The 25,735-nt window shown below is 72.2% G+C and carries 17 protein-coding genes and 1 pseudogene; 14 read left to right on the top strand and 4 right to left on the bottom strand.

Going from position 1 to position 25,735, the window contains the following annotated elements:
• Nucleotides 1–195: 195 nt before the first annotated feature.
• The 5 genes and pseudogenes from OG861_RS09825 (at nt 196) to OG861_RS09805 (ending at nt 7,395) form a co-directional block, all read left to right on the top strand.
• A pseudogene (locus OG861_RS09825) lies at nt 196–2,475 on the top strand (MMPL family transporter).
• A 75-nt stretch (nt 2,476–2,550) separates the two neighbouring features.
• Nucleotides 2,551–3,105 (top strand): GNAT family N-acetyltransferase, encoded by a 555-nt coding sequence (locus OG861_RS09820; RefSeq protein ID WP_329198534.1) that lies wholly within the window; start codon nt 2,551–2,553, stop codon nt 3,103–3,105.
• An 87-nt stretch (nt 3,106–3,192) separates the two neighbouring features.
• The gene (locus OG861_RS09815) at nt 3,193–3,828 is read left to right on the top strand and encodes a hypothetical protein (protein ID WP_329198536.1); all 636 of its coding nucleotides are present in this window, start codon (nt 3,193–3,195) and stop codon (nt 3,826–3,828) included.
• 247 nt (nt 3,829–4,075) lie between these two features.
• Entirely contained in the window at nt 4,076–4,249 is a 174-nt protein-coding gene (locus tag OG861_RS09810) for a hypothetical protein (RefSeq protein ID WP_329198538.1), read from the top strand.
• Between the two features lie 80 nt (nt 4,250–4,329).
• Nucleotides 4,330–7,395, top strand: a complete 3,066-nt coding sequence (locus tag OG861_RS09805; protein ID WP_329202470.1) for a helix-turn-helix transcriptional regulator — start codon at nt 4,330–4,332, stop codon at nt 7,393–7,395.
• A gap of 27 nt (nt 7,396–7,422) precedes the next feature.
• Here the strand turns inward: OG861_RS09805 and OG861_RS09800 are convergent, their stop codons facing one another.
• Nucleotides 7,423–8,709, bottom strand: a complete 1,287-nt coding sequence (locus tag OG861_RS09800) for a PQQ-dependent sugar dehydrogenase (RefSeq protein ID WP_329198540.1) — start codon at nt 8,707–8,709, stop codon at nt 7,423–7,425.
• Nucleotides 8,710–8,913: 204 nt separating this feature from the next.
• Nucleotides 8,914–9,921: an aldo/keto reductase gene (locus OG861_RS09795; protein ID WP_329198542.1), complete on the bottom strand. Its 1,008-nt coding sequence runs from the start codon at nt 9,919–9,921 to the stop codon at nt 8,914–8,916.
• Nucleotides 9,922–9,994: 73 nt separating this feature from the next.
• Between OG861_RS09795 and OG861_RS09790 the strand changes: the two genes are divergently transcribed.
• From OG861_RS09790 to serA, 6 genes are all read left to right on the top strand, one after another.
• The gene (locus tag OG861_RS09790; RefSeq protein ID WP_329198544.1) at nt 9,995–10,942 is read left to right on the top strand and encodes a 2-hydroxyacid dehydrogenase; all 948 of its coding nucleotides are present in this window, start codon (nt 9,995–9,997) and stop codon (nt 10,940–10,942) included.
• Nucleotides 10,943–11,216: 274 nt separating this feature from the next.
• Entirely contained in the window at nt 11,217–14,126 is a 2,910-nt protein-coding gene (locus tag OG861_RS09785) for a putative bifunctional diguanylate cyclase/phosphodiesterase (protein WP_443056617.1), read from the top strand.
• Nucleotides 14,127–14,354: 228 nt separating this feature from the next.
• Nucleotides 14,355–16,241 carry an acetolactate synthase large subunit gene (locus tag OG861_RS09780; RefSeq protein WP_329198546.1) on the top strand — a complete coding sequence of 629 codons (1,887 nt, stop codon included), beginning with the start codon at nt 14,355–14,357 and terminating at the stop codon, nt 16,239–16,241.
• Between the two features lie 31 nt (nt 16,242–16,272).
• A complete protein-coding gene (gene ilvN, locus OG861_RS09775) occupies nt 16,273–16,797 on the top strand; it encodes an acetolactate synthase small subunit (RefSeq protein WP_136214556.1) in 525 nt (174 codons plus the stop codon).
• 149 nt (nt 16,798–16,946) lie between these two features.
• Nucleotides 16,947–17,948 carry a ketol-acid reductoisomerase gene (ilvC, locus tag OG861_RS09770; protein ID WP_136214557.1) on the top strand — a complete coding sequence of 334 codons (1,002 nt, stop codon included), beginning with the start codon at nt 16,947–16,949 and terminating at the stop codon, nt 17,946–17,948.
• Between the two features lie 306 nt (nt 17,949–18,254).
• Entirely contained in the window at nt 18,255–19,844 is a 1,590-nt protein-coding gene (gene serA, locus OG861_RS09765; protein ID WP_329198549.1) for a phosphoglycerate dehydrogenase, read from the top strand.
• 67 nt (nt 19,845–19,911) lie between these two features.
• Here serA and OG861_RS09760 read toward each other — a convergent pair whose 3' ends face one another.
• Complete coding sequence (locus OG861_RS09760; protein ID WP_329198551.1) at nt 19,912–21,453, bottom strand: MFS transporter; 1,542 nt, start codon at nt 21,451–21,453, stop codon at nt 19,912–19,914.
• Between the two features lie 102 nt (nt 21,454–21,555).
• Between OG861_RS09760 and OG861_RS09755 the strand changes: the two genes are divergently transcribed.
• Complete coding sequence (locus tag OG861_RS09755) at nt 21,556–22,161, top strand: TetR/AcrR family transcriptional regulator (RefSeq protein WP_329198553.1); 606 nt, start codon at nt 21,556–21,558, stop codon at nt 22,159–22,161.
• Between the two features lie 130 nt (nt 22,162–22,291).
• Complete coding sequence (locus OG861_RS09750) at nt 22,292–23,452, top strand: GDSL-type esterase/lipase family protein (protein ID WP_443056618.1); 1,161 nt, start codon at nt 22,292–22,294, stop codon at nt 23,450–23,452.
• A gap of 9 nt (nt 23,453–23,461) precedes the next feature.
• On the opposite strand, the gene OG861_RS09745 is transcribed toward OG861_RS09750, so the two are convergent.
• On the bottom strand, nt 23,462–24,604 hold the full coding sequence (locus OG861_RS09745) for a PucR family transcriptional regulator (protein WP_329198557.1): 1,143 nt from the start codon (nt 24,602–24,604) through the stop codon (nt 23,462–23,464).
• Nucleotides 24,605–24,803: 199 nt separating this feature from the next.
• Between OG861_RS09745 and OG861_RS09740 the strand changes: the two genes are divergently transcribed.
• The gene (locus tag OG861_RS09740; protein WP_329198558.1) at nt 24,804–25,730 is read left to right on the top strand and encodes a proline dehydrogenase family protein; all 927 of its coding nucleotides are present in this window, start codon (nt 24,804–24,806) and stop codon (nt 25,728–25,730) included.
• The last annotated feature ends 5 nt before the right edge of the window (nt 25,731–25,735 follow it).

Here is a 25,735-nt window from a genome sequence, read left to right as displayed (position 1 = left end):
AGGGACCAACGATCACGAACCGCTGCGATCCTTGAAGGTGGACCGTAGGGCCCCGGCGTACGCGCTGGCGAAACCCGGAACCGGCGAAACCCGGAACCGGCGAAGCCCGGAACCCCGGCCGGGCCTTCACGCGTTCAGGCGTTCTTTGCGACGGGCTGTCTCCCGTGAAGATCCGAACCACAGGGAGCACGTCCGTTGGCAGCACTCGCACGGTGGTGCGTCCGGCACCGCCTGGCCACCGTCCTGATCTGGCTGCTCGCCCTCGTCGGGACGGCGATCGCCGCCGGAGCCGCCGGATCGGCGTTCTCCGACGACTACGAGGTCCCCGGGACCGAGTCCGGCCGGGCCACCGCCCTCCTGCGCGAGGGCTTCCACGGCCAGGGCGGTGACACCGACACCATCGTCTGGCGGACCCCCGGCCACCAGACGGCCCGCAGCCCCGCCGTCGAGCGGCGGATGACGGCGGCGCTGGAGGCGGTCTCGCACCTGCCGGGCGTCGGATCGGTCAGCAGCCCCTACGGCTCCCACCCCGGGCAGGCCGCGCAGATCAGCCCCGACGGGCGCACCGCCTACGCCGTCGTCACCTTCGACCTCCAGGCCGACTCCGTACCCAAGTCCCAGGCCGAGGCCGTCGTCCGCGCGGCCAAGAACCCGGCCACGGAGACGGACGGGCTCCAGGTGGAACTCGGCGGCCGCGCCATCGCCCTGACTTAGGCGCCCGGCGCCCACTACGCCGAGGCCGTCGGCGTGGGCATCGCGGCCGTCGTCCTCTTCCTCGCCTTCGGCTCCCTCGCAGCGAGCCTGCTGCCCATCGCCACCGCCCTGGTCGGCGTGGGCACCGCCTACTTCGCCACCACCCTTCTCGGGCACGCCATGGCCGTGGCCGACTTCGCCCCGATGCTGGGCACGCTCGTGGGCCTGGGAGTCGGCATCGACTACGCACTGTTCATCGTCACCCGGCACCGCAAGGGCCTCGGCCGCGGCCTGCCCGTGGAGGACGCGGCCGCGCACGCGGTCGCCACCACCGGCCGGGCCGTGGTCTTCGCCGGGGCCACCGTCTGCATCGCGCTGCTCGGCATGCTCGTGCTGCGGCTCGACTTCCTCGACGGCGTCGCGATCGCGGCCTCCCTCACGGTGCTCCTCACCGTGGCCGCGTCGCTCACGCTGCTCCCCGCCCTCCTGTCGGTCATCGGCCCGCGCGCCCTCTCGCGCCGCGAGCGCCGCAGGCTGGCGCTGGAGGGGCCGCGGCCCGGGGCGGCCGGCGGTTTCGCCGCCCGGTGGTCCGCTTTCGTGGAACGGCACCCCAAGCTGCTCGGACTCGTCGCCGCGGCCGTGATGGTGGTGCTGGCGCTGCCCACCGCCTCCTTGCACCTCGGCACCTCCGACCAGGGCAACGACCCGGCGACCTCCACCACCCGCAAGGCCTACGACCTGCTGGCCGGGAGCCCCGCGCGGGAAGCGGCGCCCGCGTCGCCCGCCCCGGGCTTCGGTCCCGGGACCAACGGGCCGCTCACCGTCGTCGCCCGGCTCGACGGCGCCGGCGACCGGATCGCCGTGGACCGGCTCGCCGACGCGCTGCGCACCACGAAGGGCGTGGCCTCCGCCGCCCCGCCCGTGTTCAACCGGAGCGGTGACACCGCCGTCCTGACCGTCGTACCGGACTCCGCGCCCCAGTCCCGAGCCACCAGCGCCCTGGTCGACAGGCTGCGCCAGGACGTCATACCGCGTGCCGCCCGGGGCAGTTCGATGGAGGCCCACGTCGGCGGGGTGACCGCTTCCTTCGACGACTTCGCCGAGGTGATCATCGGAAAACTGCCGCTCTTCGTCGCAGTGGTCATCGCCCTGGGCTGCGTACTGCTCCTGCTGGCCTTCCGGTCCGTCGGGATCCCGGTCAAGGCCGCCGCCATGAACGTCGCGGCCGTCGTCTCCTCCTTCGGCATCGTCGTCGGCGTCTTCCAGTGGGGCTACGGCAGCGAGCTTCTCGGCCTGGGCCGGGCGGGCCCGATCGAGCCGTTCCTCCCCGTGATCATGGTGTCGGTGCTCTTCGGGCTCTCCATGGACTACCAGGTCTTCCTGGTGAGCCGGATGTACGAGGAGTGGCTGGAGACCGGCGACAACCGCCGCGCCGTACGCGTGGGACTCGCGGAGACCAGCCGGGTGATCAACTCGGCTGCCGTCATCATGATCTCCGTCTTCCTGGCGTTCGTCCTCAGTGGCGACCGGCTCATCGCGATGTTCGGGATCGCCCTCGCGTCCGCCGTCGCGCTCGACGCCTTCGTCCTGCGGACGCTGCTGGTCCCCGCGCTCATGCACATGCTCGGCGGCGCCAACTGGTGGCTGCCCGCGTGGCTGGACCGCCGGCTGCCGCGCCTCAGCATCGAGCCGCCCGAATGCCGCGGCCGTGCGACACTTCCGGCGCGGCGGGGCGGTACCGGCACCCCCTCCGCCGCCGACATCGCGACCGCGTCCCGGTGACCCCGGGTCGACCGACCGGGCCGACCGGGCCGACCGACCGCCCGACCGGTCCGACCGATCCGAAGGAAGAGCCCCATGTTCTCGATAGACCTCGCCGCCGACGCCCAGCTGTTCCCGCTGGAGACCTGGCACGCCGAGGAGTTCCTCGCGCACATGGACCGCGGCCGCGAGTACATCGGTGAGCACATCAAGCTCGCCGACTTCGTCACCGACATCGACTCGGCACGCGCCTTCCTGTCCGGCTACGCGCAGAAGACGGCGGCCGACGGCGGACGGCTCTACGGGATCCGGGTCGACGGGAAGCTCGTGGGCGGGGTCCTCTTCCGGATCTTCGAGACGGAGACCGGGAACTGTGAGGCCGGCTGCTGGCTGGAGCCCGCCGCGGCCGGCCGGGGCCTGGTCACGGCGGCCTGCCGGATCCTGATCGACTGGGCCTTCCGGGAACGCGGCATGCACCGTGTGGAGTGGCGGGCCTCCGCCGCCAACCACAAGAGCCTCGCCGTGGCCGAGCGCCTCGGGATGCGGCGGGAGGCGGTGCTGCGGGAGAGCTACCCGCACCGGGGCGTCCGTCAGGACACCGAGATCTGGGCGGTGCTGGCCTCCGAGTGGCCGGAAACCGCCGGGCGCTAGCCGCGCCCCGCCGCGGGCGCCCACCTGGGCCGATGCGGAGCGGTGGTTCTCAGGAACCTCTCAGAAACGCCGCCTACGGTGCCCCGCATGGAGACCACCAAGACCCCCGCCCCCGCCGACGCCGCCACCGAGACCCCCGAGGACGTGACGGCGGCCGACACCACGGCCGGCGAGCCCGTCGTCCTGGACAAGGACGTCGCCGCCGAGGCGGACGAGACGGACGCGGTGGACGAGACCGATGACGAGACGGACGCGGTGGACGAGACCGACGAGGCGCACGCGGCCGGCGGAACGGACTCGTCCGAGGAGCGCACCGGCGGCGTCGGAGCGGCCGCGAGCGCCGTCGTCGCCGCAGCGCTCGGCACCGTCGCCCTCTCCGGCAGCTGGGTCTCCCGCGTCGCCGCCGAGCGCGAGAACCTGGCGAACCAGCTCGACCTGAGCGCCGGGGCCGACAACAACGAGAAGATCGCCGCGCTCTACAGCTCACCGTGGCACGCGACCGCGCTCGTCAACGGCGTCCTCGCCACCATCGCGCTCCTCGTGGCCGTCTTCGTCCTGGCCCGCCCGGCGTTCGGCGCCCCCGGCCGTACCCTCCCCACCTGGGTCAGGTCCGTCGCCTGGGCGGCCGTCGCCCTCGCCGCCCTCGGGATCGTGCTCTTCGCGCTCATGTACTTCGACGTCCTCCTCCCCGTCCCGACGGCCCCCGCCCAGCCCGTCGGCTAGGCCGTCTCCGCAGGAGGCGGCCCAGGTCCTGCCCGGACCCGAGAACACCGCCGGGAGCGGGGGACTAGGCACCGTCTTAGAGCCCCCTCACCCCTTCCGCACCCCGCCTCAGGCATCCACGGCCCCCGCCTAAGGCACCCCGGCCCGTACAGATGCGGCATGCGCCCGATGCGCTGGTACCCCCTGGGACGCGAATCTTGGACCACACCGAACGAGGTGCCCGAGAAACGCAACCAGGGAGTACGAGATGTTCGCCTACGAGATCGCCACCGCCCGCCGCGCCGACCTCATCCGCGAGGCCGACAACTACCGGCTGGTCCGCGAGGCCAGGAAGGCGCGCCGCGCCGCCTCCTCACGGAGCCGGGAATCCGGAGGGACGGTGGTGACGAGCCAACGCAGCCGCTTCACACCGGCCGCGTGAACCGCCCCGCACACCGGCTCCACTGACCCGACATGACGAGCGCACCGATAACGAGTGCCGCAGGGCAGCACCCCTGTGCGATGCTCGACGCCGTGGAGACCAGATCTGTCAGCCCGGTGTTCGTCGGCCGAGCCGATGAACTGGCCGCACTCGTCGACGCTTTGACGCGCGCCGCCGGAAACGAGCCGCAAGCCCTGCTCATCGGCGGAGAGGCGGGGGTCGGCAAGACCCGCCTCACCGAGGAGTTCCTCGACACGGCCGCCCGCCGAGGGGCCGTGGTGGCCGTCGGAGGCTGCGTCGAGATCGGGGCGGAGGGGCTGCCCTTCGCCCCCTTCTCGACCGCCCTGCGCAGTCTGCACCGCCGGCTCCCCGACGAGCTGACCGCCGCGGCCGCCGGCCAGCAGGACGAACTGGCCCGGATCCTCCCCGAACTCGGCGACACCCCCCGCGGCCCGCACGACGAGGAGAGCACCGCCCGGCTGTTCGAGCTGACGGCCCGGATGCTGGAGCGGCTCGCCGCGGACCGCACCATCGTGCTCGTCCTGGAGGACCTGCACTGGGCCGACACCTCCACCCGGCACCTCCTCGCCTACCTCTTCCGCACCCTGGACAGCGGGCGTCTCGTCGTCGTCGCCACCTACCGTGCGGACGACGTCCACCGCCGCCACCCGCTGCGGCCCCTCCTCGCCGAACTGGACCGCCTCCGTACCGTCCAGCGGATCGAGCTGTCCCGCTTCAACCGGGCGGAGGTACGCCGCCAGCTCGCCGGGATCCTCGCCACCGAGCCCGACGAGAGCTTCGTCGACTCCGTCTTCGAACGCTCCGACGGCAACGCCTTCTTCGTCGAGGAGCTCGTCGCCTGCCGGGCGAGCGGCTGCCACGCCGGGCTCACCGAATCCCTGCGCGACCTGCTGCTCGTGCGGGTCGAGGTGCTGCCCGACGCCGCCCAGCGCGTGGTGCGCCTCGTCGCCGAGGGAGGCTCCACCGTCGAGTACCCACTGCTGCGGGCCGTCGCCGGACTCACCGAGGACGAGCTGATCGAGGCCCTGCGGGCCGCCGTCGGAGCCAACATCCTGCTCGCGACGCCCGACGGGGACGGCTACCGGTTCCGCCACTCGCTGGTGCGCGAAGCCGTCAGCGACGACCTGCTGCCCGGGGAGCGGGCCCGCGTCAACCGCCGCTACGCCGAGGCCATGGAAGCCGACGACTCGCTGGTCCGCGCCGAGGAGCGGGTCATCCGGATGGCCACCTACTGGTACCACGCCAACGATCCGGCGAAGGCGCTTCCCGCGGTGCTCGCCGCCTCGGTGGCCGCCCGGCGCCGGCACGCCTACTCGGAGCAGCTGCGGCTGCTGGAACGCGCCCTGGACCTGTGGGAGAGCGCCCCCGCCGAGGTCCGCGACGCCCTGCGCCCGGTGGACTACACCGACGTGTACCCTCCGTGCGGCTGCGACCCGGCCACCACCGCGCTCGCCCGGCTCGACCTGCTCGCCGAGGCGACCGTCGCGGCCCGGTTCGGCGGCGAACGCGAGCGCGCCCTCAAGATCACCAAGATGGCGCTGAGGCTCCTCGAAGAGGACCAGGACCCCCTGCGGGCCGCCTGGTTCTGGGCCGAGCGCTCCTCCCTGGTCGCCGGCCTCGGCCGGGGCGACGGGTGGGAGGAGCTCGCCAAGGCGCAGGAGCTCGTCCAGGGACTGCCCCCCTCCCACGTCCACGCCCAGGTCCTGGTCCGGGCCGCGGGCTGGGGCATGCTCCACAACCCCGGCCCCGGCAACCTGGAGGCCGCCGAACGCGCCGTCGAGTACGCGCACATGGTGGGCGCCGAGGAGATCGAGCTCAACGCCCGCATCACCATGGGCTCCCTGCTCGCCGACTCCGGGGAACGCGACCGGGGCCTCGCGGTGATGGCCGAGGTGAAGGAACGGGCCACCGCACGCGGTTACTTCATGCTGGCGGGCCGGGCCCACATCAACCTCAGCTCCCAGCTGGAGAGTCTGGGAAGGTCCGCCGAGGCCGTGGAACTGGCCCAGCAGGGGGTCGAACTCGTCGGCCGGGCCCGGATGCTGGACATCCAGGCCTGGATGTTCGGGAACATGGCGGAGAGCCTCTACAGCCTGGGCCGCTGGGACGAGGCCGCAGAGGCGGCCCGGCGCACCCTGCGGGTCGGCCAGAGCGCCGCCCCGCGCGGTTCCGGCGCCGCCCGCCTGGCCTACCTGGCCCTCGCCCGGGGCGAGCTGAGCGAGACCGCGACGCAGCTCGCCGCGGCCCACGCCCATTTCGGCACGCACGACACCCAGCCCCAGCACCGGATACCCCTGTACCGCCTCGCCGTCGGACTGGCCGCGGGGGAGGGCCGGATCGCCGACGTGCGCACCGAGGTCGCCGAGGCGATCGCCGCGGGCTTCCCGCTCGGCCACCACCGTTACGCCTGGCCGCTGCTCCTCGCCGCGGCCACCGCGGAAGCCGACGCCCGGGGCCTGCCCGCCGCCGACGCCGGCCGCGACGCCGCCGTGGACGCCCTGCGCGCAGCCGCCCGGAACCTGGCCACCCCGGTGCCGGTGTGGGCCGCCCACGCCGAGTACCTCCGCGCCGAGCTGCGCCGGGCCGAAGGCAAGGACACCGTCCGCGACTGGACCTCGGTCGTGCAGGCGATCGCCCCGCTGGACCGCCCCTACCTGCTGGCCCGCGCCCGCCACCGGCTCGCCGAGGCCCGGCTGGCGGCCGGCTGCGACCGCGAACGGGCCGCGTGCCTGGTCCGGGACGCCTACGCCACCGCCGAGCGGCTGGGCGCCCGCCGGCTGAGTGAGTGCCTGGTGCTGCTCGCGCAGCGGGCCCGGCTCCCCCTCACCGCCCCCGAACCGGCCGGGCAGCCGGCCGCACCGGAGGCGGACCCGGTCGAGACGCTCGGCCTGACCAGCCGGGAGCGGGACGTGCTCCGGCTGGTCGCGACGGGAAGCACCAACCGGCAGATCGCCGAGGAGCTGTTCATCTCCCCGAAGACGGCGAGCGTGCACGTCTCGAACATCCTGGCCAAGCTGGGCGTCTCCGGCCGGGGTGAGGCGGCTGCCCTCGCCCACCGGCTGCGGCTGTTCGGCCCGGCCCTCCACCCGGCCCCGCCCGCCCCGGCGGTACCCAGCCGGCCGTGATGGCTGGGCCGACCGCCCCGGGAGCGGTCACCGCACCGTCAGTGTCAGGACCCTGTCGTCACCGGCGGACGGCGACCCGCGCCCGTCCGTCTCACTGGTGACCAGCAGCAACCTGTCCCCGCCCAGGGCCACCACCGTCCGCAGGCGGCCGTAAGTGCCCTGGAGGAAGGCTTCCGGCTGCGCCACCGGGGCCGCCCCCGACAAGGGGATCCGCCACAGCCGTTCGCCCTTCAAGGCCGCCATCCAGATCGAGCCCTGCGCCCACGCGATCCCGCTCGGCGAGGCCTCATCCGTCTTCCACACCGCCACCGGATCCCGCAGGCCGGGTCTGCCCGCCTTCCCCTCGGCCTCGGGCCAGCCGTAGTTGCCGCCCGGCTCGATGAGATTGAGCTCGTCCCAGGTGTGCTGCCCGAACTCGGTCGCCCACAGCCGTTTGTCCTGGTCCCAGGCCAGTCCCTGCACGTTGCGGTGGCCGTAGGAGTAGACGACGGAATCGGGCTCCGGATTGCCGTGCACCGGCTGACCGTCCGGGGTCATCCGCAGGATCTTCCCGCCGAGCGACTTCTTGTCCTGCGCCAGCCCGGTGTCACCCGTCTCCCCGGTCCCGGCGTAGAGCATCTTGTCCGGGCCGAAAGCGATCCGGCCGCCGTTGTGTATGACGCCCTTGGGGATGCCCCGCAAGATGGTGTCCGGAGCGCCCAATTGCTGTCCGGGTGCACGGTCGGGGTCGTACCGCATCCGGGCGATGCGGTTGTCCGACTCGGTCGTGAAGTACGCGTACACCAGATGGTCCGAGGCGAAGGAGGGGGACAGGGCCAGGCCCAGCAGTCCGCCCTCGCCGCCCGGAGCCACCCCCGGCACCTCGCCGATCTGCGTCACCGTGCCCGTGCCCACCCGCACCCTGCTGATGGTCCCTTTGTCCCGCGACGCCACCAGCAGGTCGCCCTCCGGCAATGGCGCCACGCCCCACGGCGACTCCAGGCCCTTGGCGACCTCACCCGTCACGGTCACCGACCCCTTCGCGGGCGGCGCCGGAGACTGCGGGGAACCGGACGGGCCGCCCGAGGCCGCCGTCGCCCGCGCGGTGGGCGCCGCGTCCGGTGGTGAGGTGCCCGGCCGCGCGGTGGAGCCGCCCGGCGGTGAACACCCGGCCGCCAGCAGGGCCCCGCACCCCGCCAGGGCGAAAGCCGCCAGTGCTCCTCGCGGCCGGGCGCGCGGGCCCTCGTAAGGCAGGTGCGGTGGCGGCACCCTCCCGGACCCTCGTGCCCGCTCACGGCCCCGCGCCGCCCCCGCCGGTCCCTGTCCGTATCGCATCGCCCTGCTCCCCTCCGGCCCTCCGACTGTGCCCTTCCATCTGACTCAACAGCCACGGCCCTACCCGAAGTTCCACCGCTCGTACACTCGATCGAGTGGATGTCCGGGCGGTCGGGGAGCGGCCCGGGGACGGCCCGGAAGTGGCCCCGGAGCGGCCCCGGAGCGCCGGCCGGGAGGGCCGGGGGCGCCCCTGAGCGGGCCCGCTCAGTCCCAGGCCCCCACCGCCGCCGGCAGCCCCGCTATCTCCGCCAGGTCGTCGGCCGTCAGCCGCACCTCCGCCGCCCGCGCGTTCTCCGCCGCCCAGTGCGCCCGGTCCGCGCCCGGCACCGGCACCACGTGCGGCCCCTGCGCCAGCACCCACGCCAACGCCACCTGCGCGGCGGTCACCTCGGGCCCGTGCCGCAGGGCCACCCGCCGCAGCCCCGCCACCAGTACCTGGTTCGAGGCCATCGCCTCCGCCGTGAACCGGGGGTGCCGGGCCCGCACGTCCTGCGGCTCGAAGCCCGCCCCCGGCCGCAGCGTCCCCGTCAGGAACCCGCTGCCCAGGGGCATCGCCGCCAGCACCCCCACCCCCCGGGCCGCACACCACGGCAGCAGCTGCCACGCCGCCTCCGGCGACCACACCGACAGCTCCGCCTGCACCGCGCTCACGGGGAACACCTGCTGCGCCCGCTCCAGGTGCCGCACGGTCGCCCGGTACTCCCGGTCCCCGCGCCGACCCGCCCCCGGGCCGGCCGCCGCCCCCAGCGCGCAGAACCCGAGCGCCCGCACCTTCCCCGCCCCCACCAGCTCCGCCATGGCGCCCCACGTCTCCTCCACCGGGACGTCGGGATCCACCCGGTGCAGCTGGTAGAGGTCTATGACGTCGGTCCGCAGCCGCCGCAGCGACGCGTCGCAGGCCCGCCGCACGTACCCCGGCCGGCCGTCGGCCACCACGTGCTGCTCACCCGCCCGCAGCCCCACCTTGGCGGACACGAAGGCATCGGAGCGCCGCTCCCGCAGCACGCGCCCGAGCACGAGCTCGTTGGTGTACGGCCCGTACACGTCGGCCGTGTCCAGCAGGCTGGCCCCCAGGTCCAGCGCCGTGTGCAGGGTGCGCAGCGACTCCTCGCCCCGCCGGTGCGAAGGTGCGTACCCCCAGCTCATCGGCATGCAGCCGAGCCCGATGGCGCCCACCGTCAGCGGTCCCGCCCCGATCGACCTGCGCTCCACCCCTGCGTCCCCCTCCCGGTCCGGCCCTCAAACTAACGGCTTGATCCCGATGCCTTCGCATAGCCTCGTGATCATGACTGCAACGACCGGGGACGTTTGGCTCCCCTTCCCCGCCGAAGACGTCGATGGTCTCCCCGACTGCTTCCGCTACCGGCTCTGGGACGGCGAGGAGCGGTTCCCGGCGGACCCGCGGCCCTGCGTCTTCTACGTGACGCCCTACATGAAGTCCCCGGCCGTGACCCTGCGCCCCCTGGCCGGCATGCCCGCGGTGCGCGTCGTGCAGACCCTGACGGCCGGCATCGACCACGTCCTCCCCGGCGTCGCCGGCCTGCCCTCCGGCGTACGGCTGTGCAACGCGCGCGGCGTCCACGAGGCGAGCACCGCCGAACTGGCCCTCACCCTGATCCTCGCGTCCCTGCGCGGCATCCCGGGCATGGTGCGCGGCCAGGACCGCGAGGAGTGGCGCTCCGGTTTCTACGAGGCGCTCGCCGACAAGTCCGTCCTGATCGTCGGCTACGGGTCGATCGGCGCGGCCGTCGAGGACCGCCTGGATCCGTTCGAATGCAGGCGGATCACGCGCGTCGCCCGCTCGGCCCGCTCGGTGCCGCGCGGTCCGGTGCACGCCCTCGCCGACCTGCCCCGGCTGCTGCCGGAGGCGGACGTGGTCATCCTGTGCACGCCGCTGACCGAGGAGAGCCGGGGCCTGGCGGACGCCGGGTTCCTCGGCCGCATGAAGGACGGCGCCCTGCTCGTCAACGTGGCCCGCGGACCGGTCGTCGACACCGGGGCACTGCTGGCGGAGCTGCGTGCGGGACGGCTGCGGGCGGCGCTCGACGTCACCGACCCGGAACCGCTGCCCGCCGGACACCCGCTCTGGCACGCCCCGAACCTCCTGATCACGCCTCACGTGGGCGGCAGCAGCAGCGCTTTCGAGCCACGGGCGAAGCGCCTCGTAGCCCGCCAGCTCACCCGTTTCGCCGCGGGGGAACCCGTGGAGAACACGGTGTTGATCACCGACTGAGGGCAGGATGGTGACCATGCGCGTTCGTGCGGGTGCGCGCAGTGGTCACAACCCTCTCGCTGGTCACGGAGAGTAGATGCTCTATGTCGCTGAGTGACGAAAGTGGTGTATCGTCCGGAAGAAGGGGCTGCGCCACGAACGTCTGGCGCTGGGGAGTGATCGGACCATTTGGGGGGCGACGGGCGATGCACGGCCAATGGACGAAGGATCCGCTGCGGCAAAGCCGCCGGAAGCGACGACGGGGTGTACCGGAACCAGTCGGCGAGGGGGACCGGTGAGCGCCCCGGGCGCCGCGCTCCTGACCCGCCCGCCCGGCGGCGGCGGAGGCCGGGGCAGGGGTCTGGCGATGCAGCTGCTCCTCGCCGGCGCCTGCGCCGGGTACGCCGTCGGATCCGCCCTCGGCTGGGGATCCAAACAAGTCGCCGACTTCATGGGCGACTTCGGGCTCAGCGGGGCCGCGTTACTCGCCGCCGTCTCCTGCTACGGATACGCGCGCACCATCGACCCGCGCGAGCGCCCCGCGTGGCTGCTCTTCGCCTTCTCGTCCCTCATGGGTGCATGCGGGAACGCCGTCTGGGGCTGGTACGAGGTGGTTCTCGGCGCCGAGGTGCCCAAGCACTCGCTCGCCGACTTCGCCTTCCTCTGCTTCGCGCCGCCCGCGATCGTGGGCCTGCTCGTCCTCGCCAAACGCCCGGTCACCCGTGCCGGATGGGTCTGCCTCGGGCTCGACTCCTGGCTCATCGGCGGCTCGCTCCTGACCCTGTCGTGGAGCCTGGCCCTCGCCAACGCCGCGCGCACCGCCCAGTCGGGCACCCCCAGCAGCGTGCTGAGCGCCGCGCTCACCCTCGCCTACCCGATCCTCGACATCGCGCTCGTCTCGATAGTCCTGGTGCTGCACTTCCGGCGCTCCGAGAGCAACCGGTCCGCCGTCAACACCGCCATTTCCGCGCTGGCCCTGACCGTGCTCAGCGACGCGCTGTTCACCTCACCGCTGCTCAGCGCCGAGTACAAGTCCGGTCAGCTGCTGGACGCCGGCTGGTTCGCCGGCTCGCTGCTGCTCGCGTACGCGCCCTGGGGCGCCCGGCGCAGCCACCCGGCGCCCGTCGTCGCCCGGCACCCCGGGGGAGACCGCCCGGTCAGCCGTCCCATCACCGGGTCGCTGACCGCCCTCACCCCGTACCTCGCCGCCGCCGTCTGCACGCTGGGCATCCTGTACAACGTCGTGGACGGCCGCAAAGTCGACCGCGTGGTCGTCTTCACCGGCTGCACCGTCGTGCTCGCCCTCGTCATCCGCCAGGGCATCATGCTCCTCGACAACATCGCGCTCACCCAGGAACTGGCCCAGAAGGAGAACCACTTCCGCTCCCTGGTCCAGGGTTCGAGCGACGTCATCATGATCGCCGCGCCCACGGGGACGCTGCGCTACGTCAGCCCCGCCGCCGCCGGGGTCTACGGCCGCGAGGCGGAGGACCTCGTCGGCACCGAACTGGCCGCCTTGATCCACCCCGACGACCTGGGCCGCGTGGTCCACGAGGTACGCCGCTTCCTCGCCACGCCGCCCGCCGAGGAGCCCACCACCCGCATCGAGTGCCGGTTCAAGTCGGGCGCCGGCGAATGGCTCAACGTGGAGTCCACCGTCAACCGCCACCAGGGCGGCCTCATCCTCAACAGCCGGGACGTCACCGAGCGGGTCCGCCTCCAGGCCCAGCTGCAGCACAGCGCCGAGCACGACGCCCTCACCGACCTGCCCAACCGGGCCCTGTTCACCCGCCGCGTCCGCCAGGCCCTCACCGGCCGCCGGGCCGGCGACCACAGCACCGCCGTGCTCTTCATCGACCTCGACGGCTTCAAGGCCGTCAACGACACCATCGGGCACCAGGCCGGCGACGAACTGCTCGTCGAGGCCGGGCGCCGCCTCCAGGACTCCGTCCGGGCCGGTGACACGGCGGCCCGTCTCGGCGGGGACGAGTTCGCCGCGTTGATCGTCGGTGACGGCAGCCGTGACCGCAGTGCCCGCGAGTACCAGGTGCGCGAGATCGCCGACCGGCTGCGCGCCACGCTGTCCCAGCCGTACCGGATCTCCGGGAGCGAGGTACGCGTCGCCGCCAGCATCGGGGTGGCCTTCGCGGATCCGGGCATCACCCCTTCGGACCTGATGCGCAACGCGGATCTGGCGATGTACCGGGCCAAGGCGGGCGGCAAGGACCGCGTCGAGCTGTACGCGCCGCAGATGCAGACCGAAGTCGTACGCAAGGCGGAGCTGGCCGGCCGGCTGCGCACCGCGCTCCACGAGGGCGAGTTCGCCCTGCTCCACCAGCCCGTGGTGTCGCTGGCCACCGGGGAGGTCACGGCGGTGGCCGCACAGGCCCGCTGGCGCTCCGCCCAGGGGATCCTCTTCACCCCGGCCGAGTTCCTGCGCGTCGCCGAGGCCGGCGAGGGCACGCGCGCCGCATCCCAAGGCGCCCCGGGCGCCTTCGCCGGGGCCGCGTCCGTACGCGCCGCCGAGCTGGGGCGCTGGCTGCTGGAGGAGGCCGTGGAGGCGGCCGCCGAGCGGCACCGGGCCGGGCACGACGTCCCGGTGGCCGTCCGGATGACCGCCGAACGGCTGCTGGACCGGGATGCGCCGGCGGCCTCGGTGGAAGCCCTGCTGACCCGCCACGGGCTGCCTTCCGGTTCGCTGGTGATCGAGCTCGCCGACAACGACCCCAGGGTCCCCTTCGACGAGCTGGAGCGGCGTCTGGCGGCCCTGCGCAGGCTCGGCGTGCTGATCGCCCTCGACGGCTTCGGCAGCGGCTACGCGGCCATCAGCGCCCTTCGCCGCCTGCCCGTCGACATGCTCAAGCTGGACCGCGGCCTGGTCGAGGGCGTGGTCGAGTCGGCCCGCCTCCACAAGATCACCGCAGGGCTCTTGCGGATCGCAAACGACCTCGGCATGCAGTCCGTGGCCGACGGGGTGGACCTGCCCGAGCAGGTGATGGCGCTGCGCTCGATGGGGTGCACCCACGGCCAGGGAATCGCCTTCTCCGGGCCACTCGACGAATACAGGCTGCGGCGCGCCCTCGTGCGCGGTACGTTCCCAGTACCGGGCGTGCTGGCCCAGCCGGCCTTGGCCGGTGGCTCACCCAGTGGCTCGATGGTCACCCTTAGAGGCTCACATAATGAGACGCCCGTCCCACCTACTTGACATCGACCTCCCGCCAGAGGGAGGGTCAATGCCATGCGCACCCGAATTCTCGTACTTGGAAAGCGCGTCGGCTGAAGCCGGGGTCGGTATGTCCCCGCTCCACAACGCCCGACGCGCTCCCCTCGCTTGCCTCCCGGCACGAGGGGTTTTTTGTTGCACTGGCACACGCCCCCGGCCACGGTCCGGGGGATCCCCGCTCCTCGTAAAACCCTCAGCTTCGAGAAGAGAATGCCGATGACCGACCAGGCCACCGGGGCCCACCATCCGCAGCCGCGGCCCCGTACGGGTGGACAGCAGTCCGCCGCAGTTGAGCACGTCACGGGTGCGCAGTCCCTCATCCGCTCTCTCGAAGAGGTGGGGTGCGACACCGTATTCGGCATCCCGGGCGGCGCCATCCTTCCCGCCTACGACCCGATGATGGACAGCAAGAAGGTCCGTCACATCCTGGTCCGCCACGAGCAGGGCGCCGGCCACGCCGCCACCGGCTACGCCCAGGCGACCGGCAAGGTCGGCGTCTGCATGGCCACCTCCGGCCCCGGCGCCACCAACCTGGTCACCCCGATCGCCGACGCCCACATGGACTCCGTCCCGCTGGTCGCGATCACCGGCCAGGTCTCCTCCAAGGCGATCGGCACCGACGCATTCCAGGAGGCGGACATCGTCGGCATCACCATGCCGATCACCAAGCACAACTTCCTGGTCACCAAGGCCGAGGACATCCCGCGGACGATCTCCGAGGCGTTCCACATCGCCTCCACCGGCCGCCCCGGCCCGGTCCTGGTCGACATCGCCAAGGACGCGCTCCAGGCGAAGACGACCTTCTCCTGGCCGCCCGCCCACGACCTGCCCGGCTACCGGCCGGTCACCAAGCCGCACGCCAAGCAGATCCGCGAGGCCGCCAAGCTCATCTGCCAGGCCAAGCGCCCGGTCCTGTACGTCGGCGGCGGTGTCATGAAGTCCGGCGCGACCGCCGAGCTCAAGGTCCTCGCCGAGCTGACCGGCGTCCCGGTCTGCACCACCCTGATGGCGCTCGGCTCGTTCCCCGACAGCCACCCCCTGCACGTCGGCATGCCCGGTATGCACGGCTCGGTCACCGGCGTCACGGCGCTGCAGAAGTCGGACCTGCTGATCGCCCTCGGTACCCGCTTCGACGACCGCGTCACCGGCAAGCTGGACAGCTTCGCCCCCTTCGCGAAGGTCATCCACGCGGACATCGACCCCGCGGAGATCGGCAAGAACCGCGAGGTGGACGTCCCGATTGTCGGCGACGCCCGCGAGGTCATCGCCGACCTGATCCAGGCCGTCCAGGCCGAGCACACCGAGGGCAACGCCGGCGACTACAGCGCCTGGTGGAAGGACCTCAACCGCTGGCGCGAGACGTACCCGCTGGGCTACGACCTGCCTTCGGACGGCATGCTCTCCCCGCAGCAGGTCATCCAGCGCATCGGCGAACTGGCCCCCGAACACACGATCTACGCTGCCGGCGTCGGCCAGCACCAGATGTGGGCCTCGCACTTCGTCAACTACGAGGAGCCCCGTACCTGGCTGAACTCCGGCGGCGCCGGAACCATGGGCTACGCCGTCCCGGCCGCCATGGGCGCCAAGGTCGGCATGCCCGAGCGCACCGTCTGGGCGATCGACGGCGACGGCTGCTTCCAGATGACCAACCAGGAACTGGTCACCTGCGCGCTGAACAACATCCCGATCAAGGTCGCGATCATCAACAACGGCGCGCTGGGCATGGTCCGCCAGTGGCAGACCCTGTTCTACAACCAGCGGTACTCCAACACCGTCCTGCACGCGGACGAGACCGGCCACGACACCGTCGGCTCCCAGCTCGGAGAGTCCGTCGCCCCCCGCCAGGGCACCCGCGTCCCGGACTTCGTCAAGCTGTCCGAGGCCATGGGCTGCGTCGCCCTGCGCTGTGAGGACCCGGCCGACCTGGACCGTGTCATCGCCGAGGCCAACGCGATCAACGACCGTACGGTGGTCGTCGACTTCATCGTCCACGAGGACGCCATGGTGTGGCCGATGGTCGCCGCCGGCACCTCCAACGACGAGGTCATGGCAGCCCGGGGCGTCCGTCCCGACTTCGGCGACAACGAAGACGACTGAGCCGAGAGAGCCGAGAGAGAGAACGCCCCACATGTCCAAGCACACGCTCTCCGTCCTGGTCGAGAACACGCCCGGCATCCTCGCCAGGATCGCCGCGCTGTTCTCCCGCCGCGGGTTCAACATCGACTCCCTCGCGGTCGGCGTCACCGAGCACCCCGACATCTCCCGCATCACCATCGTCGTGAACGTCGAGGACCTTCCGCTGGAGCAGGTGACCAAGCAGCTGAACAAGCTGGTGAACGTGCTCAAGATCGTCGAGCTGGAACCGCACAGCGCCATCGAGCGCGAACTCGTTCTGGTGAAGGTCCGCGCCGACAACGAGACCCGCTCGCAGATCGTCGAGATCGTCCAGCTGTTCCGTGCCAAGACGGTCGACGTCTCCCCGGAGGCCGTCACCATCGAGGCGACCGGTGGCAGCGACAAGCTCGGCGCCATGCTCAAGATGCTGGAGCCCTTCGGCATCAAGGAGCTCGTGCAGTCCGGCACGATCGCCATAGGGCGTGGCGGCCGGTCCATCACGGACCGCAGCCTGCGCGCGCTCGACCGCAGCGCCTGACCGATCGCCCCGCGCGGCGGCCCCCCGATGTGACTCGCCGGTGACCCGGCGACGACACGCAAGCCGCCCGCATGGCGAGACCGAGAAACTCACATTCCGTTCCCCGCCGTACGGTGGGAGCAACACCAGCGCACCAAGGAGATATCCCAGTGGCCGAGCTGTTCTACGAGAACGACGCCGACCTGTCCATCATCGCGGGCCGCAAGGTCGCGGTCATCGGCTACGGCAGCCAGGGCCACGCCCACGCGCTGTCGCTGCGCGACTCCGGCGTCCCTGTCGTGGTCGGTCTGAAGGAAGGCTCTAAGTCCAAGGCCAAGGCCGAGGAGCAGGGCCTCAAGGTCCTCCCCGTGGCCGAGGCCGCCGAGTGGGCCGACGTCATCATGATCCTGACCCCGGACCCGCTCCAGGCCGAGATCTACGAGGAGTCCGTCAAGGACCACCTCAAGGACGGCGACGCGCTCTTCTTCGGTCACGGTTTCAACGTCCGCTACGGCTTCATCAAGCCCCCGGCCAACGTGGACGTCGCCCTCGTCGCGCCGAAGGGCCCGGGCCACCTGGTCCGCCGCCAGTACGAGGAAGGCCGCGGCGTGCCCTGCATCGCCGCCGTCGAGCAGGACTACACCGGCAACGCCTTCGCCCTCGCGCTCTCGTACGCGGCCGGTATCGGCGGCACCCGCGCCGGCGTCATCAAGACGACCTTCACCGAGGAGACCGAGACCGACCTGTTCGGCGAGCAGGCCGTCCTCTGCGGTGGCGCGTCCGCCCTGGTCAAGGCCGGTTTCGAGACCCTGACCGAGGCCGGCTACCAGCCGGAGATCGCGTACTTCGAGTGCCTGCACGAGCTCAAGCTCATCGTGGACCTCATGTACGAGGGCGGCCTGGAGAAGATGCGCTGGTCGGTCTCCGAGACCGCCGAGTGGGGCGACTACATCACCGGCCCCCGCATCATCACGGACGCCACCAAGGCCGAGATGAAGAAGGTCCTCGCGGAGATCCAGAGCGGCGAGTTCGCCAACACCTGGATGGCCGAGTACAAGGCCGGTCTGCCGAAGTACAACGAGTACAAGAAGGCCGACGAGGCGCACCTGCTGGAGACCACCGGCAAGAAGCTGCGCAAGCTGATGAGCTGGGTCGACAACGACGAGAGCTGATCCGGTGAGGCGGCGGGTCCGGGACCGTGTCCCGGCCCCGCCGCACACCACCGGCCCCGGCCGCCGCGGTGTCACCGCGCAGCCGATCAGGCCGGATCGGTACCCTCCGAAGCCGCCGATTGTCCACCCCGGCCAATCACGGACGGGTGATCCTTCCGTACAGGCGGAGTTCCGGCCCGGAAGCGCTACTACACTGCTCAACACAACGCGTCAGGCCCACAGTGTCGTGCGTCTTCCACGCGGCTACCCCCTCCACCGCCTGCGGCCGTCGGGACGGCCGTCCGCACTGGACTTGTGAGGACCCACGTGAGCTCGAAACCTGTCGTACTCATCGCCGAAGAGCTGTCGCCCGCCACCGTGGACGCGCTCGGCCCTGACTTCGAGATCCGGCACGTCAACGGAGCCGACCGCGCGGAACTGCTGCCCGCGATCGCGGACGTCGACGCGATCCTGGTGCGCTCCGCCACCAAGGTCGACGCCGAGGCCATCGCCGCCGCGAAGAAGCTCAAGGTCGTCGCCCGCGCCGGTGTCGGCCTGGACAACGTCGACGTCTCCGCCGCCACCAAGGCCGGCGTGATGGTCGTGAACGCGCCGACCTCGAACATCGTGACCGCCGCCGAACTGGCCTGCGGCCTGCTCGTCGCCACCGCCCGCAACATCCCGCAGGCCAACACCGCCCTCAAGAACGGCGAGTGGAAGCGGAACAAGTACACCGGCGTCGAGCTGAGCGAGAAGACCCTCGGTGTCGTCGGCCTCGGCCGCATCGGCGTCCTCGTCGCCCAGCGCATGTCCGCCTTCGGCATGAAGGTCGTCGCGTACGACCCCTACGTACAGCCCGCGCGCGCCGCCCAGATGGGCGTCAAGATGCTGACGCTGGACGAGCTGCTGGAGGTCGCGGACTTCATCACCGTGCACCTGCCCAAGACCCCCGAGACCCTCGGTCTCATCGGGGACGAGGCCCTGCACAAGGTGAAGCCGTCCGTCCGCATCGTCAACGCCGCCCGCGGCGGGATCGTGGACGAGGCCGCGCTGTACTCCGCCATCAAGGAGGGCCGCGTCGCCGGCGCCGGCCTGGACGTGTACGCGAAGGAACCCTGCACGGACTCCCCGCTGTTCGAGCTCGACCAGGTCGTCTGCACCCCGCACCTCGGCGCGTCCACGGACGAGGCCCAGGAGAAGGCCGGTGTCTCGGTCGCCAAGTCGGTGCGCCTCGCCCTCGCCGGTGAGCTCGTGCCCGACGCGGTCAACGTCCAGGGCGGCGTCATCGCCGAGGACGTGCGTCCCGGTCTGCCGCTCGCCGAGAAGCTCGGCCGCATCTTCACCGCCCTCGCGGGCGAGGTCGCGGTCCGCCTCGACGTCGAGGTCTGCGGCGAGATCACCCAGCACGACGTCAAGGTGCTGGAACTCTCCGCCCTCAAGGGTGTGTTCGAGGACGTCGTCGACGAGACGGTCTCCTACGTCAACGCGCCGCTGTTCGCGCAGGAGCGCGGCGTCGAGGTCCGGCTGACCACCAGCTCGGAGTCCCCGGACCACCGCAACGTGGTGACCGTGCGCGGCACCCTGTCGGACGGTCAGGAGATCTCGGTCTCCGGCACGCTCGCGGGCCCCAAGCACCTGCAGAAGATCGTCGGCATCGGCGAGTACGACCTCGACCTCGCGCTCGCCGACCAGATGATCGTCCTGCGCTACGCCGACCGCCCGGGCGTCGTCGGCACCGTCGGCCGCATCCTCGGCGAAGCCGGCCTGAACATCGCGGGCATGCAGGTCGCCCGCGCCGAGGAGGGCGGCGAGGCGCTCGGCGTCCTCACCGTCGACGCGGAGGTCCCGGCCAACGTCCTCGCGGACATCGCCGCCGAGATCGGCGCCGTCTCGGCGCGCACGGTCAGCCTCACCTGATCTGCCGTACGCGCGGCGGAAGGGCCCGGGTTCCCCCGGGCCCTTCCGCTTTTTTCGTGTACGAGGCTCAGTGGACGAGGGCTCCGGGACCCTCGGCCGGCTCCGCCTCGGCCGGGGCAGGAGCGGCGATGCCCCGCATCGAGACCACCGCGAGCACCGCCGCCGCGAGCAGCAACGCCGTGCCGCCCCAGGCCGCGTACCGCATCCCGTGGACGAAGGCCTCCCGGGCCACCGTGAGGACCTGCCCGCCCGCCTCCCCGCCGAGCCGCTGGGCCACCGCGACCGCGCCGCCCAGGGTCTCCCGTACGGCGGGGTCCGAGCCGGCCAGGTCACCGCGGTAGACGGCGGTGCCGAGGCTGCCGAGGAGCGCCATCCCGAGGGCCCCGCCGAACTCCTGGCCCGTCTCCAGCAGGGAGGCGGCCGAACCGGCCTTCTCGGCGGGGGCCGAACCCAGCGCCATGTCGGAGACGAGGGACATCACCGTCACGATGCCGGAGGCGAGGACGCCGGCCGCGACCAGCAGCAGCCACAGCGAGTCGGTGTCGAGGAGCCCCATCAGGGCGAATCCGACCGCGGCGAGGACGAACCCGCCGGCGATGACGTGGGCCCGGTCGGTCTTCTGGGCGAGGGCCGCTCCGACGGGGGCGGCGGCGCCGATGGCCAGCGAGGGGGCGAGGCTCCACAGGGCCGCTTCGAGGGTGCCCATGCCCAGGACCGACTGGAGGTACTGGGTGGTGAAGTAGGCCGAACCCATCATGGCGAAGGCGGCGACGGTGTTGAGGCCGATGCCGGCGCCGAAGCCGCGGCCCCGGAAGAGCGCCCGGCTGATCATGGCGTCCTCACGGGTGCGCTGGCGGCGCAGGAAGACGTAGCCGAAGACCAGGCCGACCGCGACGCAGCCGAGGTAGAGCGGCTCGAAGCCCTCGGCGGCGATCTCCTTGAGGCCGTACACCAGCGGCAGGACGGCGGCCATCGAGAGCGGGACGCTCAGCAGGTCGAAGCGGCCGGGGGCCGGGTCCTTGAACTCCGGGACCAGCACGGGGACCAGGAGCAGCAGGAGCAGCATCGCGGGGACGTTGATGAGGAAGACCGAACCCCACCAGAAGTGGTTCAGCATCAGGCCGCTCATCACGGAACCGAGTGCGATGCCGCCGGTCATGACGCCGGACCAGATCGCGATGGCCTGGCCGCGCTGCTTGTCGTCCTGGAAGAGGTTGCGCACCAGCGCCAGCGTGGACGGCATCAGGGTCGCACCGCCGATGCCGAGGAGGACGCGGGCCGCGATGAGCATCTCGGGGCTGGTGGCGTAGGCGGCGCCGACGGAGGCGAGGCCGAAGGCGGCCGCGCCCATCAGCAGCAGCTTGCGGCGGCCGATCCGGTCGCCCAGCGAACCCATGGTGATGAGGAGTCCGGAGAGGGCGAAGGCGTAGCTGTCGAAGATCCACAGCTGCTGGGTCGCGCTCGGGTCCAGCTGCCGGGTGATGGCGGGGATGGCGAAGTAGAGGACGGATACGTCCATCGAGACCAGGAGCAGGGGCAGCACGAGGACGGTGAAGGCGATCCATTCACGGCGGCCGGCGAGGCGTGCTGTAGCAGCGGGGTTCGTCATGAGAAGAAATGTACAGACGTCATAAACGCTTGTCTAGTACGACTGTGTGGAACGTTTGTCAGAGACGCTCGTCTAGGACGCTTGTCTTGTTATGCTGCGGCCATGGGACATCGTGAAGATCTGCTCGTGGGCGCGAAGAAGTGCCTGATGGAGAAGGGTTTCGTGCGGACCACCGCGCGCGACATCGTCAACGCCTCGGGTACCAACCTGGCGTCCATCGGTTACCACTACGGCTCCAAGGACGCGCTGCTGACCCAGGCCTACATCGAACTCATCCAGCAGTGGGGCGACACCTGGACGGCCGACCGGGTCGGCGAGGACGGCTCGCTGGAACGGTTCCGCTCGGTGTGGGAGGGCGTCGTGTCCGGGCACGAGCAGAGCGGCCCGCTGTGGGCGGCGAGCATGGAGGTCGCACTCGGCGGCGAGCGGCTGCCGCAGCTGCGCCAACTCCTCGCCGCCTCGCAGGGCGAGGGGCGCAAGGGCATGATCGCGCTGATGACGGGCCGGCCGGAGGACGAGCTGACGGACCGGGACGTACGCACGCTCGGAGCGTTCTACCAGGCGCTCCTGAACGGCCTGATGATCCAGTGGATCTTCGATCCCGAGTCGGCGGCCACGGCCGAGGAGTTCACCGAGGGCATGCGCATGGCCGCCGAGGGCATCTTCCGGGCCGCGGGGGGACAGGCGAAGGGCGACGACGGCGCGTAGCGGGCCGGGCGGGCGGCGAAGCCGGGGGATGCCAGGGAGCCGGGGGATGCCAGGGGGCCGGGGGAAAACCATGCGGCGCCCCGTCATGCCGTGTGGCTATCGTCGCTGGTCACCCCTTAAGGAGGCCAAAGTGGCGGACTGGACCACCACCCCTGTCGGACCCCACATCCTGCGCGGTGCGCTCGAACTGGAGCGCACCGCGCACGGCTTGCTCCCCCACCGGCTGCCGGGCTGGGCGCGCAGGCAGTGCCCCGACCCCTACCTCGCGATGGTCGAGTCCCAGCCCTCCGGTGTCCGCCTCGCGTTCCGCAGTCGCACCACCGCCGTCGAACTGGACGTCCTGCCCACGAAGGTGGCCTATCGGGGCGCCCCGGCGCAGCCGGACGGCGTGTACGAACTGGTCGTCGACGGCCGCGTGACGGCCCGGGCCGCCGCCGTCGGCGGGAACGTGCTCACCGTCGACATGGCGACCGGATCCACGGTGACCGAGCCCGGGCCGGTCGCCACCGTCCGGTTCACCGGGCTGGCCGCCGCGGAGAAGGACATCGAGATCTGGCTGCCCCAGGCGGAGATCACCGAGCTGGTGGCCCTGCGCACCGACGCGCCCGTCGGGGAGGCGGCCGGCCACGGCCGCAGGGTGTGGCTGCACCACGGCAGTTCGATCAGCCACGGTTCGAGGGACTCCGGTCCGACCGGGACGTGGCCGGCCGTCGCCGCGCGCGCGGGCGGCGTGGAGCTGATCAACCTCGGATTCGGCGGCAACGCCCTGCTCGACCCGTTCACCGCCCGGGCCATGCGGGACACCCCCGCCGACCTGATCAGCGTCAAGATCGGCATCAACCTGGTCAACACCGACCTGATGCGGCTGCGCGCCTTCGGTCCGGCGGTCCACGGCTTCCTCGACACCCTCCGCGAGGGGCACCCGAGCGTGCCGCTGCTCGTCGTCTCGCCGATCCTGTGCCCGGTCCAGGAGGACACTCCCGGGCCCCTCGCGCCGGAGTTCGAGGGCGGGACGTTGAGGTTCCGGGCGACGGGCGACCCGGCGGAGCGGGCCGCCGGGCGGCTGACGCTCAACGTCATCCGTGACGAGCTGGCCCGGATCACCGCGGCCCGGGCGGCGCAGGACCCCCACCTGCACTACCTGGACGGCCGCGCCCTCTACGGCGAGCCGGACCTCGCCGGCCTCCCCCTCCCGGACGGCATCCACCCCGACGCCACCGGCCACCGCCGCATCGGCGAACGCTTCGCGGAACACGCCTTCGGAGCCGGCGGCCCGTTCGCGGCCAAGTGACCGCCCCGGTCAGCGCAGGCGGGCCGTTTTGAGGGCCATGTGGAGCAGGAGGCGGTCCTCGCCCTCGTCCAGGTCGAGGCCCGTCAGGTGCTCCACTCTGCCCAGGCGGTAGTACAGGGTCTGGCGGTGGATGCCGAGGGCGGCTGCCGCGCGGCCGGCTTGGCCCGCGCAGTCGAGGAAGACCTCCGCCGTGCGGGCCAGTTCGCGGTGGGCGGGGGCGAGGAGTGCGCGGGTCGCCGGGTCGTCCGGCGGGGTCGTCGCCAGGGTGGCCAGCATCCGGTACGGGCCGATCGCCGACCAGCGGGCCACCGGGCCGAGCCGGGGCTGCGCGGCCGCCGCCCGGGCCGCGGCCCAGGCCTGGGACCAGGCGTCGGCGAGCCCCGCCGTCCCGCGACGGGGCTCCGCGATCCCGGCGGTGGCCGCGGCGGTGTCCCGGGGCAGCAGCCGGGCCGCCACCGTCTCTGCCGGGGTCAGCGCGTCCGCCGAGCGGAGCCTGACCAGCACGGCCAGCCCCGGCGGCCCCGGGGACGGGGCCACGCACACCGCCGCCGCGCCCGCCACCGAGCCCGGCGCCTCCGCGGCCCACGGGGTCAGGCACACCACGGTGTGCAGGCCGTCCCCGTCCGGGCCGAGGGCGGAGCGCAGCGCGGCCTCCGCCATCTCCCGCTCCCAGCCCCGCCCGGCGGTGAGGGCGGTACGGAACTCCCGCGAGAGGTCCGCCCCCGCCCTGGCCTCCTGCGCGAGCAGCACCCCGATCCGCTCGGCGACCTCCATGGCGGAGGCCAGCGCCGCCGGGCCGGGTCCCTCGCCGGATCCGGGCTCCGGATCCAGGAGCCACACGTAGCCCTGCACGATGCCCCGGTACCGCACGGGGAGGCAGGTCCGGCCCCGGAGCACCCCCGCGTCGGGCGCCGCCGGGATCCGTACCGGTCCGGTGGCGCGGGCGATGCCGAACGCCTCGAACCAGGCGCGGACGGCCGCGGTGGACTGCCGGGTGAGGATCGAACGGGTCCGTACCGGGTCCATGGCGAGATCGTCGTCGCTGTCGTGCGCGCCGAAGGCGATGAGGCGGAAGTCCCGGTTCTCCAGCGTCGCCGGGGCGCCGACCAGCGCCGAGATCTCGTCCACCAGGTCCTGGTAATCGCCCTTCACCCGCACATTCTCCCACCCTGCGCACCGGTCGTCAGACATATGTATGAGATAGCCGCCACGGATGCGTGACAGCTGTCGATAGCAGAGGATCGTGGAGATCCTTAGGTTTCACGGTGGTTTTACTTGCGTTTTTCTTACGTCCTCCGCCCATCCGGCGACGGATCGTATGTCCGCTTCTGCCACCCGTTGGAGGTGCCCCGTGCTGGGTCCCGCGATCCTCGCCGCGTCGCGCAGCGACAAGATGCGCCGAATCGTCTCTGCCGCCCCCGTGACCAAGCCCGTGGTGAACCGGTTCATCCCCGGTGAGACGGTCGACCAGGTCATCCCGATCGTCGAAGACCTCACGCGCAAGGGCCTTGAGGTCACCCTCGACGTGGTCGGCGAGGACATCACCACCGTGGAGCAGTCCCACGCCGCGCGGGACGCCTACCTGGAGCTGATCGAGCGGCTCGGCGCCCTCGGTCTGGGCGACAAGGCCGAGATGTCCGTCAAGCTGTCCATGTTCGGACAGGCGCTGGAGGGCGGTCACGAGCTGGCGCTCGCCAACGTCCGCCCCGTCGTCGAGGCCGCCGCCGCCATCGGCACCACCGTCACCCTGGACGCCGAGGACCACACCACCCTCGACTCGATGTTCGCCATCCACGAGGAGCTGCGCCGCGACTTCCCGCAGACCGGCTGCGTGATCCAGGCCTACCTCTTCCGCACCGAGGCCGACGCCCGGCGCCTCGCCGCCGCCGGCAGCCGCGTGCGCATCGTCAAGGGTGCCTACAAGGAGCCCGCCGAGGTCGCCTACCAGGACAAAGCCGAGATCGACAAGGCGTACGTCCGGATCATGAAAGTCCTGATGGAGGGCGAGGGGTACCCGATGATCGGGTCCCACGACCCGCGTCTGATCGCCATCGCACAGGAGCTCGCGCGGGCGGCCGGGCGCAAACTGGACGAGTACGAGTTCCAGATGCTGTACGGCATCCGCGGCGAAGAGCACCTGCGGCTGGCCGCCGAGGGCCACCGGATGCGTGTCTACACCGCCTACGGGACGGACTGGTACGGCTACTTCATGCGCCGCCTGGCGGAGAAGCCGGCCAACCTCCTCTTCTTCCTCCGCTCGATGATCACCAAGAACTAGGTCCA

Origin of the sequence: Streptomyces sp. NBC_00539, from assembly GCF_036346105.1 — a bacterium.
Classification (GTDB): Bacteria; Actinomycetota; Actinomycetes; order Streptomycetales; family Streptomycetaceae; genus Streptomyces.
Note: the sequence above shows the minus strand (reverse complement) of the source record. Positions and strands in the feature narration are given on the sequence as shown.

What these genes read in the sequence shown, in the direction of transcription:
- OG861_RS09820 (WP_329198534.1), top strand. Translation starts at nt 2,551, where the DNA reads ATGTTCTCGATAGACCTCGCCGCCGACGCCCAGCTGTTCCCGCTGGAG.
- OG861_RS09815 (WP_329198536.1), top strand. Translation starts at nt 3,193, where the DNA reads ATGGAGACCACCAAGACCCCCGCCCCCGCCGACGCCGCCACCGAGACC.
- OG861_RS09810 (WP_329198538.1), top strand. Translation starts at nt 4,076, where the DNA reads ATGTTCGCCTACGAGATCGCCACCGCCCGCCGCGCCGACCTCATCCGC.
- OG861_RS09805 (WP_329202470.1), top strand. Translation starts at nt 4,330, where the DNA reads ATGCTCGACGCCGTGGAGACCAGATCTGTCAGCCCGGTGTTCGTCGGC.
- OG861_RS09800 (WP_329198540.1), bottom strand. Translation starts at nt 8,709, where the DNA reads ATGCGATACGGACAGGGACCGGCGGGGGCGGCGCGGGGCCGTGAGCGG.
- OG861_RS09790 (WP_329198544.1), top strand. Translation starts at nt 9,995, where the DNA reads ATGACTGCAACGACCGGGGACGTTTGGCTCCCCTTCCCCGCCGAAGAC.
- OG861_RS09780 (WP_329198546.1), top strand. Translation starts at nt 14,355, where the DNA reads ATGCCGATGACCGACCAGGCCACCGGGGCCCACCATCCGCAGCCGCGG.
- ilvN (WP_136214556.1), top strand. Translation starts at nt 16,273, where the DNA reads ATGTCCAAGCACACGCTCTCCGTCCTGGTCGAGAACACGCCCGGCATC.
- OG861_RS09760 (WP_329198551.1), bottom strand. Translation starts at nt 21,453, where the DNA reads ATGACGAACCCCGCTGCTACAGCACGCCTCGCCGGCCGCCGTGAATGG.
- OG861_RS09755 (WP_329198553.1), top strand. Translation starts at nt 21,556, where the DNA reads ATGGGACATCGTGAAGATCTGCTCGTGGGCGCGAAGAAGTGCCTGATG.